The organism is Streptomyces sp. NPDC059853 (genome assembly GCF_042731495.1).
Lineage (GTDB): Bacteria > Actinomycetota > Actinomycetes > Streptomycetales > Streptomycetaceae > Streptomyces.
The window spans coordinates 33,081-51,549 of the sequence record NZ_JBHWJL010000001.1; the positions used below are offsets into that span (position 1 = coordinate 33,081).

14 protein-coding genes and 1 pseudogene are annotated in these 18,469 nt (G+C 65.9%); 4 read left to right on the forward strand and 11 right to left on the reverse strand.

The window, feature by feature from the left end:
- Positions 1-23: 23 nt before the first annotated feature.
- The 10 genes and pseudogenes from ACFV5N_RS00125 to ACFV5N_RS00170 form a co-directional block, all read right to left on the reverse strand.
- Positions 24-1,292: a condensation domain-containing protein gene (locus ACFV5N_RS00125; RefSeq protein WP_385592070.1), complete on the reverse strand. Its 1,269-nt coding sequence runs from the start codon at positions 1,290-1,292 to the stop codon at positions 24-26.
- Positions 1,293-1,318: 26 nt separating this feature from the next.
- The gene (locus tag ACFV5N_RS00130; protein WP_385592072.1) at positions 1,319-1,546 is read right to left on the reverse strand and encodes a phosphopantetheine-binding protein; all 228 of its coding nucleotides are present in this window, start codon (positions 1,544-1,546) and stop codon (positions 1,319-1,321) included.
- An 11-nt stretch (positions 1,547-1,557) separates the two neighbouring features.
- Positions 1,558-4,638, reverse strand: coding sequence for an AMP-binding protein (locus ACFV5N_RS00135; protein ID WP_385592074.1), 3,081 nt, complete (start codon positions 4,636-4,638; stop codon positions 1,558-1,560).
- Positions 4,639-4,699: 61 nt separating this feature from the next.
- The gene (locus ACFV5N_RS00140) at positions 4,700-5,617 is read right to left on the reverse strand and encodes a thioesterase II family protein (protein WP_385592076.1); all 918 of its coding nucleotides are present in this window, start codon (positions 5,615-5,617) and stop codon (positions 4,700-4,702) included.
- The gene (locus ACFV5N_RS00145) at positions 5,547-6,317 is read right to left on the reverse strand and encodes a TIM barrel protein (RefSeq protein ID WP_385592078.1); all 771 of its coding nucleotides are present in this window, start codon (positions 6,315-6,317) and stop codon (positions 5,547-5,549) included. The genes ACFV5N_RS00140 and ACFV5N_RS00145 overlap by 71 nt, the downstream gene beginning before the upstream one ends.
- Positions 6,318-6,383: 66 nt before the next feature.
- Positions 6,384-7,583 (reverse strand): acyl-CoA dehydrogenase family protein, encoded by a 1,200-nt coding sequence (locus tag ACFV5N_RS00150; protein ID WP_385592080.1) that lies wholly within the window; start codon positions 7,581-7,583, stop codon positions 6,384-6,386.
- Entirely contained in the window at positions 7,580-7,822 is a 243-nt protein-coding gene (locus ACFV5N_RS00155) for an acyl carrier protein (protein WP_385592082.1), read from the reverse strand. Before ACFV5N_RS00155 ends, ACFV5N_RS00150 begins: the two co-directional genes overlap by 4 nt.
- A gap of 3 nt (positions 7,823-7,825) precedes the next feature.
- The gene (locus tag ACFV5N_RS00160; protein ID WP_385592084.1) at positions 7,826-8,698 is read right to left on the reverse strand and encodes a hypothetical protein; all 873 of its coding nucleotides are present in this window, start codon (positions 8,696-8,698) and stop codon (positions 7,826-7,828) included.
- 203 nt (positions 8,699-8,901) lie between these two features.
- On the reverse strand, positions 8,902-10,881 hold the full coding sequence (locus ACFV5N_RS00165) for a carbamoyltransferase C-terminal domain-containing protein (RefSeq protein WP_385592086.1): 1,980 nt from the start codon (positions 10,879-10,881) through the stop codon (positions 8,902-8,904).
- A gap of 1,071 nt (positions 10,882-11,952) precedes the next feature.
- Positions 11,953-12,803, reverse strand: a pseudogene (locus tag ACFV5N_RS00170) (IS481 family transposase).
- A 1,420-nt stretch (positions 12,804-14,223) separates the two neighbouring features.
- Between ACFV5N_RS00170 and ACFV5N_RS00175 the strand changes: the two are divergent.
- On the forward strand, positions 14,224-15,627 hold the full coding sequence (locus tag ACFV5N_RS00175; RefSeq protein WP_385592088.1) for a tyrosine-type recombinase/integrase: 1,404 nt from the start codon (positions 14,224-14,226) through the stop codon (positions 15,625-15,627).
- Between the two features lie 465 nt (positions 15,628-16,092).
- Here ACFV5N_RS00175 and ACFV5N_RS00180 read toward each other — a convergent pair whose 3' ends face one another.
- Positions 16,093-16,350, reverse strand: a complete 258-nt coding sequence (locus ACFV5N_RS00180) for a hypothetical protein (protein WP_385592089.1) — start codon at positions 16,348-16,350, stop codon at positions 16,093-16,095.
- A gap of 128 nt (positions 16,351-16,478) precedes the next feature.
- Between ACFV5N_RS00180 and ACFV5N_RS00185 the strand changes: the two genes are divergently transcribed.
- Genes ACFV5N_RS00185 through ACFV5N_RS00195 form a run of 3 tightly spaced genes read left to right on the forward strand, consistent with a single transcriptional unit; the run spans position 16,479 to position 17,748 of the window.
- Positions 16,479-17,117, forward strand: coding sequence for a hypothetical protein (locus ACFV5N_RS00185; RefSeq protein ID WP_385592090.1), 639 nt, complete (start codon positions 16,479-16,481; stop codon positions 17,115-17,117).
- A gap of 29 nt (positions 17,118-17,146) precedes the next feature.
- Positions 17,147-17,599 (forward strand): hypothetical protein, encoded by a 453-nt coding sequence (locus ACFV5N_RS00190; protein ID WP_385592092.1) that lies wholly within the window; start codon positions 17,147-17,149, stop codon positions 17,597-17,599.
- Positions 17,596-17,748, forward strand: a complete 153-nt coding sequence (locus tag ACFV5N_RS00195) for a hypothetical protein (RefSeq protein WP_385592094.1) — start codon at positions 17,596-17,598, stop codon at positions 17,746-17,748. Before ACFV5N_RS00190 ends, ACFV5N_RS00195 begins: the two co-directional genes overlap by 4 nt.
- The last annotated feature ends 721 nt before the right edge of the window (positions 17,749-18,469 follow it).

The window sequence follows — 18,469 nt, forward strand, 5'->3', positions numbered from 1 at the left end:
CCGCCCGGCGGGGCAGGACGGTGTCAGGCTGCCGCCCGTCCGAACTCCGACGTTAGGACCCTGTCCAGCCCGGCTGCGAGCCGCTCCACCGCCGGCTGGCCGATGCCCGCGTGGCGATACCAGATCCCGCCGGTGATCTCTTCTGTGCCCGCAAACCACTGCATGGTGAAGTCCCGCCAGTACCGGACGAGGGTCCTCACCGGGAGATGCTCCGCCTCCGCTCCCGGCAGCCGAAGCGCTCTCCCCGCCGCCCCGGGCGGCGGGGAGAGATTGATCTTGATCGGCTGGGCCTGCCCCAGCGCCTCCAGAAGCTTGCCAGAGTAGACGTCCGCAAGCCGCTCCGTGTCCCGGAACGTCCGGCGAACGTCCCGCACCATCTCTTCTACCGGGCGCCCTGGCGCGGCCCGCAACCGGGAGAACCGGGTATTGGTGAAGTATCCGATGGTCTGGTGCTTGCGCGAATCCTCCCGGTTCGCAGTGTCGGAGCCGGCGAAGAGGTCGATGGTCCCGGTCAGCCGGGCAACTGAGACGGCGGTCGCTGTTAGCAGAACGGTGAACGGGGTCACCCGCTCCCGCCGGGCGGTTGTCCGTACCGCAGCGACCGCCCGGCTGCTCAGCCGCACTTGCTCGATACTGCCGGTGTCCGTGGCCGCTCCGCCGGCCGGCGGCCGGGGCCAGGCGACCTGGCCGGTGCAGCCAGCCAGCTCCTCGCCCCAAAATTCCACTGCCTCCTCCCGCAGGCGCTCCCACGCCGCATGCTGCTCCCCGGCGAAGTCCGCGTAGCTGAGCTGTACCGGTGGTAGCACTGGCCCCCGGTGTTCCACCAGGGCCGTGTAGAACTCCGACAGATCACGCAGCAGCAGGCCAGTGGACCAGCCGTCGAAGATCAGATGGTGGATGGCGAAGACCAGGTGGAGGTCGGCACCGGCCCGGTGAACACCGGCCCGGAACAAGGGCTGGCCCGCCAGTACCTCCGCCAGGCCGTACCGCGCCCCGAGGAGCTTGGCCGCCATTTCCCCGGTCGATTCGCTTTCTTCGTGCAGGCCCACGGGTGCCGGATCGCCCTTCGCCCAGAGGCGCTGGACATGCCCCGAGGGCGACGCGGCTACGGTGGTCCGCAGCTCCGGGTGGCGGTTCACTGTGGCCCTGAGGGCCTCAGCCAGCAGCTTCTCGTCCACGGCGCCGCGGAGCCGGAAGACTAGGACGGTGTCGTAGGCAACGTCGCTGCCGGGAGACCGCCGCATGTTGCGCAGCGTCTCCTCCTGCTGGAAGGACAGCGGCGTGGCACGCACTTGGCTCATGATGCACCGGCCGCCGCTCAGGAAGTTGCTCGTGCGAGATTCGACACCTCGGCGGCGTACTCCTCCAAGACGGGTAAGTCGAACAGCACTGTGATTGGGATGGCCACGCCAAGATCCTCCCGGAGCACGCTGGTGAGCCGGGCGGCGAGCAGAGAGGTCCCGCCGCTATGGAAGAAGTCGTCGTCGGGGGCCGCCTGGCTGGTCTCCAGGACCTCACACCAGCGCTTGCGTACGTTCTCGGCCACGAGAGGTTCATTCATCGCAGAACTCCGTTCCACTCAGTGTCGACGGTCGGCCATGGTTGTCCCGGGCAGCCGCTGGCGTGGTCTAGCAGCCGTGCTAGGTGCTGCTGGAGCGCAGTCACCACGGGGCCGGGGTAGAACGCGGGATCGTGTTCCCAGCGGAGGCTGTACGCCCCCGAATCACGGCGTCCCGCGCTGCGCGCGTGCTGCAGGCCCCGGTTTAGCACGATCACGTTCAGGTCGGTCTTCCCGTGCCCGTTCGACAGCTCCCGCACGACGGGGCGCCATTCGCCGAACTTCAGCTCCGGCTGAGGTGCGTCGTGCTGGCTGAACATGACCTGGTAAAGAGGGTTGTGGTCCAGGGAGTGCCCCCTAACAGACAGCCCGACGATCTCGGATGTCGGCAGTTGCTGGTGGGCTCCGGCCGCCGTGATCAGCGCCATTTCGGCGGCGGCACCGGCTGCCGCGGTCTCGCCCGGGAACACCGGCCGCTTCAGTGGTAGCACGTTCACGAACATGCCGACGATGTTGCGGGTCGGAAGGTCTCGGTTGGCAAAGCCGGAACCGATGACGCCTCCATACCCGCCCCCGTACTCAGCGACCAGTCGACGGAAGGCCGACAGCATGAGTGCGAACGGGGTCACGCCGAGCCGGGCGGCCGTAGCGTCCAGCCGTGCTGAAAGGGCCGAGCCCAGGGGCTGGAGCCGGGTCAGGGACCGGGCGCCCGCCGTCCCGGGGGAGACCGGCCAGGGCAGCGCCGGACGGCCTTCCGGGATGCCCGCCAGGTGCGCTCGCCAGAACCGCCGGGCTTCCTCACTCCCGGGTCCGGCTACCCACTCCCTCTGTTCCCTGGCCCAGTCGAAGTAGGTCGGTCCGGAGTCGTCCGGCGCCCAGCTGGTGCCGAGTTCACCACAGCGGTAGGCGTCCTGCAGCATGGACAGCAGCACTCCGACCGACCAGCCGTCATGGACTAGGTGGTGCTCCCGTTGGAGTAGTGTGGTGTCGCCCGGGCCGCTCACCAGGTCCCAGCTGATCAGCGGGTGATCGGCATGGCGGATCGGCTGGGCGAGCAGCTTGGCGAGCAAGTGTTCCAGATCTCCTGGGCCCACCGTGTGCCGGACGAGCGGGATCGCCGACGTCCCCGCCTCGCCCACCAGGCCGCGGGACGTCATCCGCCAGCGGGTGCGCAACACGGGCTGGGCATCGATCACGGCCTTCATCGCCCTGGCCAGCAGCGAGGGGTCGGGAGCGCCGGGCCCCTCGAGCACCATCTGGTACTGGTACCCCAGAGGACTGCCAGCCACCTCCTCCAGGAAGACGATCGCCTCCTGCCCCAGGCTTCCCGGACCGGACAGGGCACGGGCGTACATTCGGCCCCCGGCGCTGGGGGCTGGCCGGGCCAGTAGCTCGGCCTGCTCCCGCAGCGTTTGCGTCAGCGTCAGAGCGGCCGTCGGCTTCGCGGAGCCGAGGCGGGCGGCCAGCCTGGCCTGCAGCGAGATCAGGTCGAGAGAGCCCGCCCCCAGCCTGACGAGGGTGTCCTCGGGGCTTTCCGGAACCGCTCCGCAAGCATGCTCCCAGTCCTCGGCGAGTGCCGCCTCCGCCGGGTCCGCTGCCGGCGGGGGCGTCTGCGCCCGCTCGGCCAGCAGTTCGCGCAATCGGGCGATGTTGAACTTGCCGTTGTTGGTGAGTGGAAGGGTCGGCAGGGCCAGCACCTCGGAGGGGACCATGTAACGGGGAAGGAGGCCCTGCAAATGGCGCTGGACCTCCTCGCGAGTGATCTCTTGAGGAGTGATTGCAGCGGCGAGTCGTGGTGAGCCGGAGGAGGTCTCGCGGACGAAGACCACCGCGTCGGCTACTGGCGGGAGGCGGAGTATTGCCTGGGCTATCTCTGCCGGTTCGGTGCGACGGCCGCCGATCTGGATCTGGTCGTCCAGCCGGGAGACGTAGTGCAACACGCCATCCGGATCCTCGGTGACCAGATCCCCGGTCCGGTACCATCGCCGCGGGCCGTCACCGAGGTCGTGGGGGACCGTAACCTCGCGAACTCCCTCTGACTCGAGATAGCCGAGGGAGACGGTCGTTCCCGAGAGCCACAGCTCGCCTATTTCGCCTGCCGGGACCGGTCTGCCCTCCGTCCCCACCACCCGTGCCGTGACATGGGGGAGGGGAAGGCCGATGGGAGGTGTCCCCTCGGCCTCGACCCGGGGGACCAAGGGGTGGCAGGTGGCCACCACCGTGCACTCGGTTGGCCCGTAGGCGTTGACGACTCGGAAGGGATGCTGGGGAGTCGGCCAACGGGTCAGCCGGTCGCCGCCGGTGAACAGTACTCGCAGCGGAACCTCGCCCGGCCAGTCCAGATCCAGCAACCCTGGGACCAAGCCGGTGGGGACGAAGCCCGCCCGGATTCGGTGGCTGAGCAGAAAGTCCCGGAGGGCCTGGGGGGCCAGCAGCTCCTCCAGCGAGGGCACGGCCAGAGACACGCCGTTGGCGAGTGCTCCCCAAATCTCCCAGATACTCGCGTCGAAACCGAGATCGGCGACTTGGCTCGCCCATTCGCCTGGAGCGAGCGAGGATGCTTCAGCATGCCACCGGGTGAGCGCGTCCAGACCTTGGTGACCGAGCACCACACCCTTCGGCGTCCCGCTAGATCCGGAGGTAAAGATGACATATGCGGTCGAGGGGTCTAGCTGTCGGACGCTGTCCGGAAGCTGCAGGCACTCGGCAGGCGCGTACGGATCGTGAGCGTCGGCCAGCACGGCGGCGGGCCGGGCCGCCGCCAGAATGCGCTCGACGCGTCCTTTCGGCAGCTTGGATGCCATCGGCAGGTAGGCGGCCCCGACCGACCAGGTGGCGAGCATGCCCGCGACAGCGGGTCCGCGTCGGCTGCATGAGACGGCTACCAGGTCCCCGGGGGCGACGCCGGCCGCGGTCAAGGCCTGCCGAGTGCGGTCGGTGTACTCCATCAAACGGGAAAAACTGAGGGGACGGCCGTTCTCCAGGAGGCAAATCTGTTCCGGCTCCCGTTCGGCCCACCGCCGTACCCGGTCGAGGGTAGGGCGGGCGGACGGGGCGGACTCCTTGTCGGGTTGGTTCACTACGCGGCGCTCCTTACTGCGCTGTTGCAATGCTCACTGCGCGGCACTCCTCGGCGGCCCGTCATGGGGTACCCGACCGTCCCGGGGCAGGGTTCCATTCCGGCCAGGAGGGCCGGAGGCGGCTCAGCGCGCCGGTCAGTGGCGCTGGATCGTGCAGGTAGTAGAAATGCCCGCCTTCGCCGAGTATGTGCCCAAGCCAGCGTTCGGTCACGTGCCGCCAGGTGAGCAACTGCTCCAGTGAGGTGAGCAGGTCATCGCGGCCGCCCAGGCCGAGTACTGGCGTGGATAGGCGGCGTCCGTGGTCGTCCCGGTAGGACCGGGCCAGTGAAAGGTCGGAGCGGAGGGCGGGCAGCACCAGCCCCATGAGTTCGTCGTTGGCTAGTACCTCGGGCAGCGTGGCGCCCTGCTCGCGCAGTGAGGCGACCAGCGCGTCGTCGCTTAGCTCCTCCACGGCGACGTCGCTCAGGGTGGTGCCCGGTGCCGGGACGCTGGACACCAGCAGCCCCGCAGGGGCCTGTCCCCGCTGCTCCAGCAGCTGGACCACGTCATAGGCGAGCAACGCCCCGAAGCTGTGCCCGCCGAAGACGGTCCCAGGCGCGGCTTCCAGCAGCTCTGGCAGGCAGGTCAGGGCCATGTCCCGGATCGACTCTGCCGGGGGGTCCCGCCGCCGTGGTCCGCGTGAGGGGTACTGGGCGCTCCACACCTCCCACTCTCGAGGGACAGCGTCCAGTAGGGGGCGTGCCGCGGAAGCACTGGACCCGGCCGGGGGAAAGAAGACGAAACGTGGTCCGTCCGAGGCGTGGCCCTCCCGGACGCGGTGCAGCCAGGAGGCGGAGATGCCGGACACGGGTGCGCGGGAGGCGGCAACGGTGGAAGGCGTGGGTGCCGGGTGTTCGTCGGCCACAGGGTCAGCCGCCGGCGAATACAGTGAACGAACGGGCCAGCGCGGTTGCCGCGCCGTCCTCCGGGAAGTACTCATGACCCACGAATCCCGGGTAGTCGTGCTTTCGCAGTAGCCGGGCGACAGCTGGCCAGTTGACCTCCTGCCGGTGGTCCAAGTCTCCCCGGCCCGGTACCCCGGCCACATGTACATGGCCGATGAGACGGAGGTTGCCGCCGATCGTGGTCAGGAGATTCCCTTCCATGATCTGCATGTGGTAGGCGTCATAGAGTATCCGCAAGGCCGGGGAGCTAACCTGCCGCGCCACGGAGAAAGCCAGCCAGGACTGGTCGCACTGGTGCCCGGGGTGGTCAACGGTGCTGTTGAGCGGTTCCAGCAGTAGCCCGACACCCGCCTCTTCTGCTTCCGCCGCCACTGGTGCCAGCCCTTCGGCGCACACCGACACTGCGTCCGCGTCGGAGAGGCCGTGCCGGTTGCCGAAGGCAACCGCGAGATGACCCACTTCCTCCCGGACCGCTTTCTCGATGTTCCGCCGCACTTCGTCCCGCAGACCATGATGGTTGGCCCGGTCGTTGAAGCCGTTCTCGCCAGTGTCAGCCCCGGCGTGCCCATCGGCCACCACCAGGGCGAGTCCCGCCTCACGGGCGGCTGGCCACAGTTCCTCGTCTAGAAAGTCCACGCCTGTGAAGCCGATACTGGCGGCGAGTCCGAGCAGGGAGGGGTCCTTCTCCTTTCCCTGCGCGAACGACCACCAGGCGAAACTCTGCCGCAGCGGCATAATTACTCCCATCAGCATGCGTTCTTCGATCCGGGACGGGTAGGGCGTCCGCTGCCCCCGCCGGGGTCAGGGCAACAAGTGAAAGACGGTTTCCTTGAGGAGCTCCGAGGCCCCGTCCACCATGCGGGAGACCCGGGCCTCCCGGTAGGCCTGCTCCAGCCCGAACTCCCTCAACCAGCCCCGCCCGCCGAGGGTCTGCATGGCGTCGTCGATCACCTCACAGGCGGACTCGGTGGCGTACAGTTTGGCCACTGCCGCCTGCCGTACGCCGATCTCGCCCTTATCCAGGGCCATGGCCGCCTGCCGGACCAGTAGCCGGGCCGCCTCGATCTTGACGTGCGAGCGGACGATGAACTCCCGGATGTACTGCTTGTCGCTCAGCTTCCCACTGCCGATCACGCGTTCCGCGGCGTGCTGGCGGGCGACCCCCAGAGCCCATCTGCTCAGCCCCACCGACCTGGCCGCGATGTTGACCCGGCCGTACGGCAGCCACTGCGTCGCCATCCCGGTGGCCGATCCGATCTTGCCCGGCCCACCGAGCACTGCGGCCTCAGACAGCACCACCGAGTCAAGTTCGATCTCGTACTGGTGATACTGCTCGTCCATCCCGGGCAGCCGCCGCAGTATCTTCCAGCCGGAAGCATCGGTGGTGAAGGCGAAGAAGGTCGGCCCTCCCCGTCCCCTTCCCACAGCGTTCGCCAGCACGATCGCCATGTCGGCGTGTGCTGCGTTGCTGATCATGTACTTCCGGCCGGAGAGCACCCAGCGCCCATCGGTCCACGTGGCGGTCGTCCGTAACGCGGAGAGGTCGGACCCCCCCTGTTCCTCGGTCATCGCCAGACACCTGGTCCAACGGCCCTCGACAAGAGGGCGTAACCAGCACTCCCGCTGCTCCGGTGTTCCCTCTAGCAACAGCCGCGTCGGGCCGTCGTGTACCGACAGGATGTGCCGGGAGAACAGCAGGCCGCTCGCCGCAGCTTCCTCACGCAGCTCTCCCGCGTACACTTCGGGGAGCGACCATCCCCCGTACTCGGCGGGGAACTCCGCAGCATACAACCCGGAGGCGATTCCGACTTTCTTGCCCAGCTCACGCTGTTCGTCCGGGGGCAGGGAGGCGCTGTGGTGGTGCAGCCAGCCGAGGGCATGTCGCAGGATTTCCCTCGACACCGCCGGGTTGCGGGCCATTTCGGCCGGCGGGATCACCGGCGCGTATCCGCAGGCAGGGTTCTGTTGATGCGCTGCGGAGGGATCTGTTCCGATTCTCATCTGCCGTCCTCCACGAGGATCTCCGAGTAGACCTGCACGTACTGACTGAGCTGCGGATTATCGAAGAGGATCCAAATTTCCGGGCGTACCTTGAACTTCTTCTCCAGCCCGGCGGATATGGACAGTGCCGTGACCGAGTCACCACCGATTTCAAAGAAGTCGGGATCACCGCCGATGGTTATGCCGAATGCATCTTCCCACACCGAACGTACAGCTTCTCTCAAGCCGCTCTCAGGCATGGGTCACCTTTCGTGGTCACAATAGGCTTTGCATGTGTACTCATTGGGGCGGAACGCGTAGTGGTGCGTTCCGATAATCACTGTTTCCAGGGGGGAGATATAGACGCCGCAACTACGCAGCGAATGGATCGCGTCCAGGTCCCGGGCACCGTGCACATCGTGGTGCTCGGCCAGCGCTTCGATTCCCGCCAGCAGTACCGGGTCCTCCTGCCCGGCTGCGGCGCGGCTCAGCGTCGTACGGATCTCCGATACAGCCGGCTGTGCTGCCAGCATGCGGTCCTGGCTGGTGCCCGCTCGGGAGATATCCATGCGCTGGCGGTCCAGGACTTGGACGGCCCTGGCGAGGGCTGGTTCCTGCTCCTCGTCCAGGGCGGAGAGAGCCAGGCGCTGGAGCACCCGCCGGTGCAACCGATTGGCGATGGCAGTGAAGGAGGTTGCCTCCCAGCCATGGAAGGTGGGAGCGGCATCGGTGAAGGCCCGGAGGCCGACCAGGCCAGTCAGTGTTGGGCCAGCTGTTCGGGCGAGTTTGGGCAGCCGCTCTGCCTCCTCGGAGCCCACCAAGACGGTAAGTTCCTTGGCTGCCGCCTCCGGGTCGTCGGGACAGTGGATCAGGTTGAGGACCACGTTCTCGCCGAGCCGCCGTACGGTTCGCCCAGGAGAAATCTCGGGCCATACCCGGCCTTTGGCCTGCAGTGCCGACCGGCAGGCCGCTCCCGCGGGCCGGTGCAGCATGATCAGGCATGCCGGAGCGAGCCCGTAGAGCTGTTCGTGGAGGTCCAAGGAGAACCGGACGTTCTCGCCGCCCGGGTTTTGGATAAACCACTGGGTTCCCTCGCCGTAGAGCCCCCTGATTAGGTCCAGGTCGAGCTCCGTCATACGGCACACGGTCGGGACGAGTCCGTGTTGTTGGAGACAGTCGATGACGGCGGGGACGTTGCCGCCGAGGACAGCGTCCGGCGTGCACAGGACATAAGTCCAGTCATTCAGTGTGTCGGGGTTCTGCTGCGGATCAGGCACAGTTGGGCCTTCTTTCATCCGTTCTGGTGGGGTGTCGGGTGCGGAAGGGAACGCGCCTGGTGTCACGTTTTGTTGTCGGCCTTTCGAGTCAGCCGGTAACCGGGCAGGTAGAGCACATCGGCCTCCCGGTCGAGAAAGAATGAAACGGCGTCGGCCGGATGCTCCACGATCGGTTCACCCGGGCTATTCAGCGAGGTGTTGAGTACCACCGGGGTTCCAGTGAGCCGGTGGAAGGCGGTGATGAGCCGGAAATAGTCCCCGCAGGCCTCGTCCACCGTCTGGATTCTGGCCGTGCCGTCGACGTGGGTGACTGCACCGAGGCCGTTCCCGCAGACGTCGGCGTTGAAAAGCATGTAAGGCGAGGGGAATGTGGTTCCGGTGAACCACTCGGCAGCGTGGGTTCCCAGCACGGCGGGAGCCAGAGGCCGCCACCATTCGCGACCCTTCACCCGGTTCACTCGGGCCCAGTTGTCCCGGGGGCGTGGGTCAGCCAGCAGCGAGCGGTGCCCCAACGCTCGCGGCCCCGCCTCGCTTTTGCCCTCGAACCAGGCGACTATTCTGTTGTCTGCCAGGTCCCGGGCTGCGCTCTCGGCCGTGTCCGAGCAGAGTTCCACCCTGATCCGGTCGTCGGCTGCGGCCAGCGCGGCGCTGATCTCTTCCTCCGGATACCCAGGGCCCAGGTAGGGCGAGGATCGGAACTTCCGGGACTCGGGGAGTGGGTTTCCGAGGATGCTGTGGTGGACGGCCAGCGCGGCTCCCACCGCGATCCCGCTGTCATCGCACATAGGCTCGATAAACACCCGGTCAAATTCGCCCGTGGCCGCGATGTCAGTGTTCGACGGGCAGTTCAACGCCGTACCGCCGCTCATGCAGAGCTGAGAGATATCCTCCCGGCCCATCCGGTTGAGCAGGTCTTTCAAGGACGCGACTGCCGCCAGCCTAGTGCGCTCCAGGAGCAGTTGCGTGCTGGCCGCGATGTCAGCGTTGACCGGTTCAGTGATGCGGTTCGGATCGCCCAGGGCGGTCAGATCGTAGCCGAGCCTTCCGGCCTGTTCCAGGCAGCTACGAATCCAGTCGTTCGGCGCGTCCGTGTACTTCTTCTCGAGATCATGGAGATTCCCGACGAAGCTCTCGTCGAAGAACCGGGGTTTCCCGTACGCTGCAAGACCCATCAGCTTTCCCGGGCCGCCACTGACTCCCAGACCAATTTCCGTGGCTACATGCTCGTATAGAAACCCGATTCCGAGCTTGTGTGGCATTAATGGGTAGAGTGCTCTCTCTTCGCCCAGGAAGAACATACCCGGACCGCACGCCCTTTCCAGGAATCCCTTGTCCCGGACACGCTCCTCCGCCAGGCCGAATCCATCATGAGTGAAGACCGCTGCCTGCCGGAACCCGGACTGGTAGTACGAACAGGCCGCGTGAGCCAGATGGTGGTGCACCGCGTAGCCGGGGATCTGGACCCCGTCCAGAGTCGCTGTCAGTGGAACGTGGAATCCGTAGCGGAGCTGATCCCCCGGTTCGGTGGGGATTCCAGCCAAGCCGGTTAGACCGACAGCGCTTTCCCACTCGGCTTCCCCTGAGTAGAAATCAAGCCAGGGAATGCCCCGGTCGGCATGGGGAATGGACCCAAGGTAGGCGGGGGCGACCTCCGCAAAAAACTGGCCGACATAGGTGCCAGACAGTTCCGGATCGGAGAGCATCTTCAGCAGCGATCGCTCACCGCTGGCCGCGATCTGCGCATGCTCCAGACCTTCGAAACGGCTTGGCACGGGCCTGCCGAAGTAGTCTTCCCCCCGATACTCAACATCGAATCGCGAAGGTGTGTCCACAAGTAGCTCAATACCCTGAGTGGAGGACACAGCTACGCAATCCAGGTCGCGCACCCCGATTCCTGCATCCGTTAACGCGCGGTAAATCGTGTCAATGTCCAGTCCCAGTTGATGTTTTATCCGGGAGAATCGCTCGCACATCACATACGACTGGATTTTCCCGCCCCGGAGAACTGTTGCTGCCGCATCGTGGCCGAAATGCAGGCCCAATATCGTAAACGGTTCCCTGCCAGATAACTTCCGCATCCTGCCCAAGGCGCTCACATATATCCCGAAGGCTCGAAGGAGTTGTTGTCCGCCTACTACTTGAGTGCGACGCTAGCACACTCTTAGTGCCCACTCAAGGTGTGCAATTTAAGGGGTTGTTAGGCTGGTTCGGAGGACACTCCCCGACGTAACATATGAGCATTTCTGGCAGAGGGCTGGCGGGGATGAAGAGCGACTTCGGACTTGGGTGGCGGAGCGGAGAGGCCGCCGGTTGGGCGCGCGGCCCACCACGATGAGAAGGGAGCAGGGGAAGGGCATGCGAGGGACCATTGGGATGTTCCCTGACCGATGACAAGACTGCTGAGAGCGTGGAAGACCCCAATCACCAGGCCTGTTGCGGCAGCCGTGAACCGATAGACACCTGACGGATGTACTGGACGGATGAGATGCGCACGCTTCTCCCGTTCTGGCTCGGTTCTTTCCGCTAGGAAAGGCACAGCAATCTCCTGTGGATCGCACCACCCACCGAACAGGGGGCGCCTCGCACGAAGCGAAGCGCAAGCATTACTGGGCGGCCGGCGCCGCTATCTTTCCCGGCTGGCCGCCAAAGGTGCCAGGAATGCACGCCAGTTGGTCATCCGCTCGGTCGGTGCCAGCAGCGCTACGTCGTCTTCGGGATCGCCCCAGGGCAGTTGGTTTCCGTTCACATCGCTGTGCTCTCCTCGTAGGACGGGCGGCCAAGCGTCGAGGGCAGCAGCGGCGCCGGCAGCTCTGGAAGGCGGGGGGAGGACCGAGGTGTACTGGTTCTCCTGCTCGAAGGACTCCCCAGTCCCGACACTGCTAAGGCGAGGTCCCGAAGGTCATCGGCGACCAGGCCGGCGAGATCAGCTGCAAGCTCCCCGTCCCGAGTTTTGTCCTGTTCGGGACGCTTCATGGGCTTGCGATCCGGATCTCTGTGCCACTTGGCATCCATCCCTACCGCTTGCACCGGGCGGCCCAGCTTGCGAGCCAGACCATCGACGATGGCGATTCCATCTGCATCGAGGTTGCGCCAAGCGGTTATGGGACGCGGTGCTAGGTGTATTGCCCTGTGAGGTTGGGGACGCGGCTGGTGGGTGGTTTGCCTGCGAGCGCGGTGTGTCCGCGGTGGTGATTGTAGGTGTGCAGCCATTGCGGGAACGCGTCGCGTCGTTCCTGCTCGGTCCGGTAGGGGCGGGCGTAGGCCCACTCTTCCAGCAAGGTCCGGTTCAGCCGCTCGACCTTGCCGTTGGTCTGTGGCCGGTAGGGCCGGGTCCGCTTGTGAGCGATCCCGGCCTGGGCCATGGCCTGGCGCCAGTCGTGGGACCGGTAGCAGGCCCCGTTGTCGGTCAGGACGCGTTCGACGGTGATTCCGGCCTGTTCGAAGAACGCCTGGGCACGGTGCCAGAACGCGGCGGCGGTGTCTTTCCTCTCGTCGGTGTGGATCTCGCTGTAGGCGAGGCGGGAGTGGTCATCGACCGCGGTGTGCAGATAGCTGTAGCCGGCGCCCGCGCGGGTCTTTCGGCCTGCCTGCCGGCCCAGGACCTTGTGTCCGCCGCCGTCGGGGATGTTGCCGAGCTTCTTGATGCCGACGTGCACGAGTTCGCCGGGCCGTTCGCGTTCGTAGCGGCGTATGACGCGGCCGGTGGCCCGGTCCAGATGTGTGAGCCGGGCCAGCCGGTAGCGGGTCAGGACCCGGTGGACGGTGGAGGGCACCAGCCGCAGCAGATGAGCGATGCGGGCCGGCCCCCACCGGTGCACTACGCGGACCTTGATGATCCGGCGTTCGGTGCGCGTCGGGGTCCGGCGCGGGCTGCTGTGTGGACGGGAGGTCCGGTCAGGTATCCCGGCTTTACCGGGGCTCCCGGTAGCGTTCGGCGGCCCCGCAGGGGCCAGCCGTCATCCACGACGCAGCGGGCAAGCCGCAGACGGCCGGTCTCGGTCAGGGGTGCGTTACGGTGTGGCGCGAGGGCCTTTCTGGTCGCCGGTGCAGATGTCGCAATCCACACCAGGCCAGAAGGCCCTCACCCATTTCAAGACCAACCAACCGTGAATCATGTCACCAACCTCTATGGTCAGTACGGCTAGCCTGGCGTCACGTAGTGCCTGAACAGCGCTGTCGGCCATGGCATAAGTTCGGGCTACGACCGCGATCCCGTGGGGCTTGATCTCTGCCTGCTGCCAGATGTCTACGCGCTTGGCCAGCACTGTCATCTCTTCGGAGAGGATGCGATAGCTGGTGGTTTCAGGTCAGGCACCGGCCAGGACGGATCGGTCTCCGTGCAGATGCACCGGGGACCGGGGCGAGTCTGAACTTGACCGAGCCAGTCACTTCGCCCGGAGGAGATCTACGGCATCGTTTACGTCACCCAGGTCCTCGATAGCACCAACGGAGGCATAACCTCCCGCGCTAAGCCGTTCACTGCTCCCGAGCTCGTCGGCATGGCATGCGCCTGCGGCTCGAAACTGCCAACGGGACGACCGGAACGGTTCCCGTAGGAGAGCGAGACGGTCCTGAGTGGGCTCACCCATGGCGGCAATGGGCAGTGACCCAGGCTCCGTTCTGAGCGACTGTCGCGTGAGCCAACGCAGTCGCCGCAGCAGCGTTGTCATGCGGATTCGGAGGGGCCGGTGGGGGAGTGGTCTGCCACCTCCAGGCTGACGTCGTGGTTCGCCCCGACCTGTTGGAAGTCCTGGCCGAACGGATGCCCGTCTGTTGTCATTCGAGACTTTGTCGTGCGCCTTCGGCTTGGTGAAGAGGGGGAACGACGCGGAAGCGTTCGGTCGTGTGGTGGAGGCGCGTTCTGGTCGGCCCCAGACCCTCTACCTCACCGTCGCTGAACCAGGCAGCAACTTGCTCGAGATCGTCGACCTACCTGATGAGCCATCAGGTAGGTCAGTATCCGCTCAGCATTGGACTGGGAGAGTCCTCTGTACATGTTCCTGGTCAATGGCTTGGCGGCAGCTTGATTCGCGCAGATTGCGCAGGTGAGAGACTTGCTCGTTACGGCGAACGATGTTCTGGAGAATCTTGGAGTCGAAGCTATGCCGATGTACGGTGAAGCGCGCCCCTGACCTGCAGAAAGCTGGCGGGGAGCCGTCTTCTAGGAGTCCAAAGTGCTGCGTACTCTGTTCAAGTCCAACATCTAGCCTCTGGACATCTGCCCAGGTCAGAGCCATCATGGTGGGGCTCAAGTCAGCGAACAGTCAGCATGCGGGCACCGCTGTGTCCTCATGCCGACTCCCGGGACGTGACGGCGGAGCTGGTCCGCTGGTCGCCCGGCTCGGTCGAAAGGCTGACTTGTGGCCCGAAAGCTCGCCCGCGGCATGGGTACCTTCTTCAAAACCTGCGACTGCTCCAAGCCGACCCGTTGCCCGCACCCGTACACGCCCCGCTATCGCGACGCGCTCGGCACTCAGCGGGAGGAGGGCGACTACCCCACCCAGGACGACGCGATAGAACGCCTCAACGCGATCTATTCGGAGAAGCGCAAGATCGCCCCTTCCGTCGCAGAAGCCCGCCGTGAGCTGGGCGGAAAGACCGTCAAGGAGTACGCCGAGTCGTGGCTGCCCCGGCAACGCAAAATGACCGACTACTCAACCGCCGAACATGTCAGCAGCTACCTCAACGTCCACATCAACCCGGCCATGGGATCGCGGAAGCTGAACACGGTCACGCCGAGTGTAGTCGAGCAGTTTCTGGACGATCTGGCAGCGAATGGCGTGGGCACCGGCCATCAGGTGAACATCTTCCGCACCCTGAAGTCGATCCTCCGGGACGCCTACGCCAAGGGAGCAATGGCCTCGGATCCCGTCAAGGGAGTTCACACACCCGAATATGTTCGCGCCAAAGTGGCCATCCCGACGCTTGACTACGTCAAGAAGGCGCTGGCGGTCGCAGACGAGGACCTCGCACTGGAGATCTCCCTCATGGTGGGCTGCGGGCTTCGTAACGGCGAGGCACGGGCGGTAAGTCTGAACAACATCGTCGCGGACGACGTTTACCGGGTACACGAGCAGATCCATTCCAACCTGCACCGGCCGGCCAAGCTCAAGCACCGTAAGCCGGGCGAGTTCAGGGAAGTGCCCCTTCCTCGGACGGTACGCGAGGCGATGGAGCGCTTCGAGGAGAAGCACGGCGCCACGAAAGAGGGATACCTGCTCCGGGGACCGAGCGGTTACTACACCGAACCGATGGAACGACGCCGCGTCCGCAGCCTCTTCGAGAACCTCCCCGCCGAGGAGGGTGTCGGAATGTACAGCTTCCGGCACTACTTCGCCTCCAACGCCCTCGGCAAGGGAATACCGATCACGGACGTTGCGGAATGTATGGGCCATAAATCCATCGAGGAGACCTACCGCACCTACCGGCACCTGATGCCGGGAAGCATCACGAAGGCACCCGAATCCTCGACACCGGTCTGTGGAAAACCATCTGACTATTCCGCTGCCACGATGTCCACGCTGAACGAGATGCCCGAGCCTCCGCAGCCCTCACCCACGTTGTCTCCGCTTCAGAGACGACCATGGCCGTCCGCCTCGGCTCCCGCTCGATTTCACCGGATATTCGCGGTCCTCGCTGTGTGGCTGGCCGGCACAGGGAAAGACCGTTATTACAGCCGGTTGGAGCACGTCATGGACGCGCGCTTCAGTGTCCTGTTGGCCTTGCTTTTCGTCCCGCTCTCCGTCTCTTTGTGGATTTACGCCCGGGATGAAGGGAAGGGCAAGTAGCGCCCCGAGGTGGCCTTCGCGTCGGCGCTCGTGGTGTCTGCCACCAACCTTGAACTCCGTTACCACGGGTATTCCGGCCCGGCCAAATCGGCATGAGTGCCTGACCCTCGTCCCCTTGCAACGTTCCGATACGTGTAAGGGGCACCCCCTGTGGCAGCAAATCGCCCACACACCACCATCAGCTATGACGGCCGGTATGGGGTCGTTGCGGCTTCCGCATTTGAAAGTCATGTTGCCGACCACATGATGCGCCGGGTCGGGTTCTGCCAACTACCCGATAGTCCGCTGTACGTGTTGGGCGAACCGAAGCGGGACCCGGTCCGGCGGGGACGGCAGGCGGCGGAGTCGCTTCGGGCTGTGGGGTACAGCGTCACTTCCGATGCCAGGTATGAGCACCAGACGCCTTCCTCGCAGGCTCAGTCCGCAACCCCGGGCAGGACGGGAGCCGCCGAGACACCGGTCACCTCAGGACAGGCGCTCCACGCCGATATCCGCTCCGGCCGGGTCGTTGTGCACGACCAGGTCCGTGATGCCGATGGAACCCTGCGAGCCGTCGGCACTGACCTGCGGACCGGGGAGGGTCTGCTGCTCTACGACGAGGGCGATCTCCGCTACATCGAGACAAGGCTCGACACCACGGACCTCGTCTTCGAAGCCTTCTCTTACATCCGGGGCAATGGGCGTCCTGACCCCACGGGGGTGACTGAGCAGCGGCGGGTCCAAGCAGCCACCGTTGTCTCGCCGAGCCGCGCGGGAGTTTCGGTGCCGGCCCGGCCCGCAAGTGATGTTGTTGCTCAGGCTCCTTCCACTCCTGCTGTGCGGCGGCCAGCCGCCTGCCGTTAGGAGCCCCGGTGACGTCTTCCCCGATCGAACCCAGTGTGGCCTTCGGCTTTCATCAGGACCTCGGCGTCGTCGCCGCGGCGGCTGACAGCCGGCCTCTTGTGGATGCGATGCTGCGCGAGCACGGGTTTCGGTACGACCGCTCTCAGAGGCTGTTCGTTCTGCCGGACGACACGTCGTTCGGCACGGCGGTTCGTGCGGTGGCCGGTGCCACCAAGGGCTTTCAGGACGCTGGCTTCTCCGTGGCAGTGGAGCCCCGACTCCTCGCGTCGGCGCACGGACAGCGTCGAGCGCGCGATGTCGCTGACGTTCTTGAGCAGATCCTCGAACGGCACGGTGGCGGTGCCGGCGATCTGGAGGAGTTCATCGGCCGGGCTGCCGCCTGGTGCGAGGGCCTTGGTACCGCTGAAGGGCGGGACCTGGGCGAGCGCTTCCGCGCCATCTCCGAGCAGGTGGCCCTCCCTGACAGCCTTCCGCATCCCGATCGCGATGGTCTGGCCGACGGTGCGATGCCCCTGGCCGTTGAGCACGCCGAACGGGCCCGTGCCGCTCTCTCTTCTTCTCGTCACCGCGCAGTTGGCGCCGCTCCGACCTCGGACAGCCCGCTCCCACCGCAGACCGAACCACCCGGCGTCCGCCGGATCCGCTGAGTTCGTCGCTTTCACTGAGAGGCCACATCTTGTCCTTCCTCCACGAGGAATACGGAACCGACGCCGAGATCTACCGCAAGCCCCTCGGCACGGAGGTCATAGCCGACAGCAGTGATCCACAGGCCCATCAGATCCTCAAGAGCTGCGGATTCGTCGAGAAGATGGCGCCTCCGGTCCATGTCTGGCATCGGCTTCCGGAGGGGCTTGATACCGAGGAGGAGATGAGCCGCGCTACGCGGGCGATGTACCTGTTGAGGGGCGTCGGCTTCGACGCACATATGGACGAGTCGCTGTGCTCCCCGCCAGCTCATGACGGGGTGATCGCGGAGCAGCGCCATCGAGCGGAGATCAGCGCCGCCGCGACGTCTTCCTCCCCGGCCGGCGCCCAGGCTCCACCGGCGGGTCCGGTGAGCGCGGTGTCCCCTTCGTTCGCCAACATCGCCCCGCCGGCGGCCATCCAGAATCGGCGGGGGCCGGTATGAGCGAGATGCGGCACCGGGCGATCTTTGAAGCGGACGAGCTGTTCGCCACCGCCCGTCAGTTCGGCCAGGTGCGGGCCGATCTCACCCGGACGCGGCGAGGAATGAGCTTCCCGATCTCCCTGCGGCATCACGGCAGCTCGCCGCTTTGAGCAGGCTCTGTAAGAAGCTGACCGACGAGGTGCTGGTCCGGGTCGACGATACGGAGGAGGTCGACCTCAGCCCGGTCGTCCACGCCTATGCGGCGGCGGCTCGATCGGCAGGGCGTGCCATCCAGAATTATTCCGCCGCGTACGCGGAGCTGGGTCTCCTCCACCGAACTTCGACATGGCCTCCGCCCGACGACCAACACGACCGACGAGACGCCATCATCACGGTCCGAGAGCGACTGGAGAACGTCCGGAGCGATCTTGACCAAGTTACCGAGGCGCTGTGCAAGCCGACGGGTGACATGTTCCGTTCTGCGATTCGTTCAACTGCCGCGCTGAGCCGCTCGGCCCATTCTGCTCTCTCGGCCGGACGACCGCTGTCCGAGGACACGGGCCCAAGCGTGACGTGTACGGTTCCTACCCCGGAACACCGGCATGGACGCTGACCACAACGGCCCCATCGCTTCGCCCCTTGCCGGGTCTTGGCCGCCTCACGCGGTTCGGCTTGCACGGTGGAATCCCAATCCAGGCGTCTGGGAGACATCCCAGGGCTCCTTGCTGTGTGGTCACCGAGAGATCTTTGCCGAGCCGTGGCCAGCCTCAGGCTCGATGAGTGGGGGCGTCTGTTACGTGTCAGGGGCGTCGACGCCCGGCGCGGCCGGTCTCGCCCTGCTCAAGATCCCGACCAGCAATCTGGGGGCGAACGGCGGAAGTCAGCACCCGG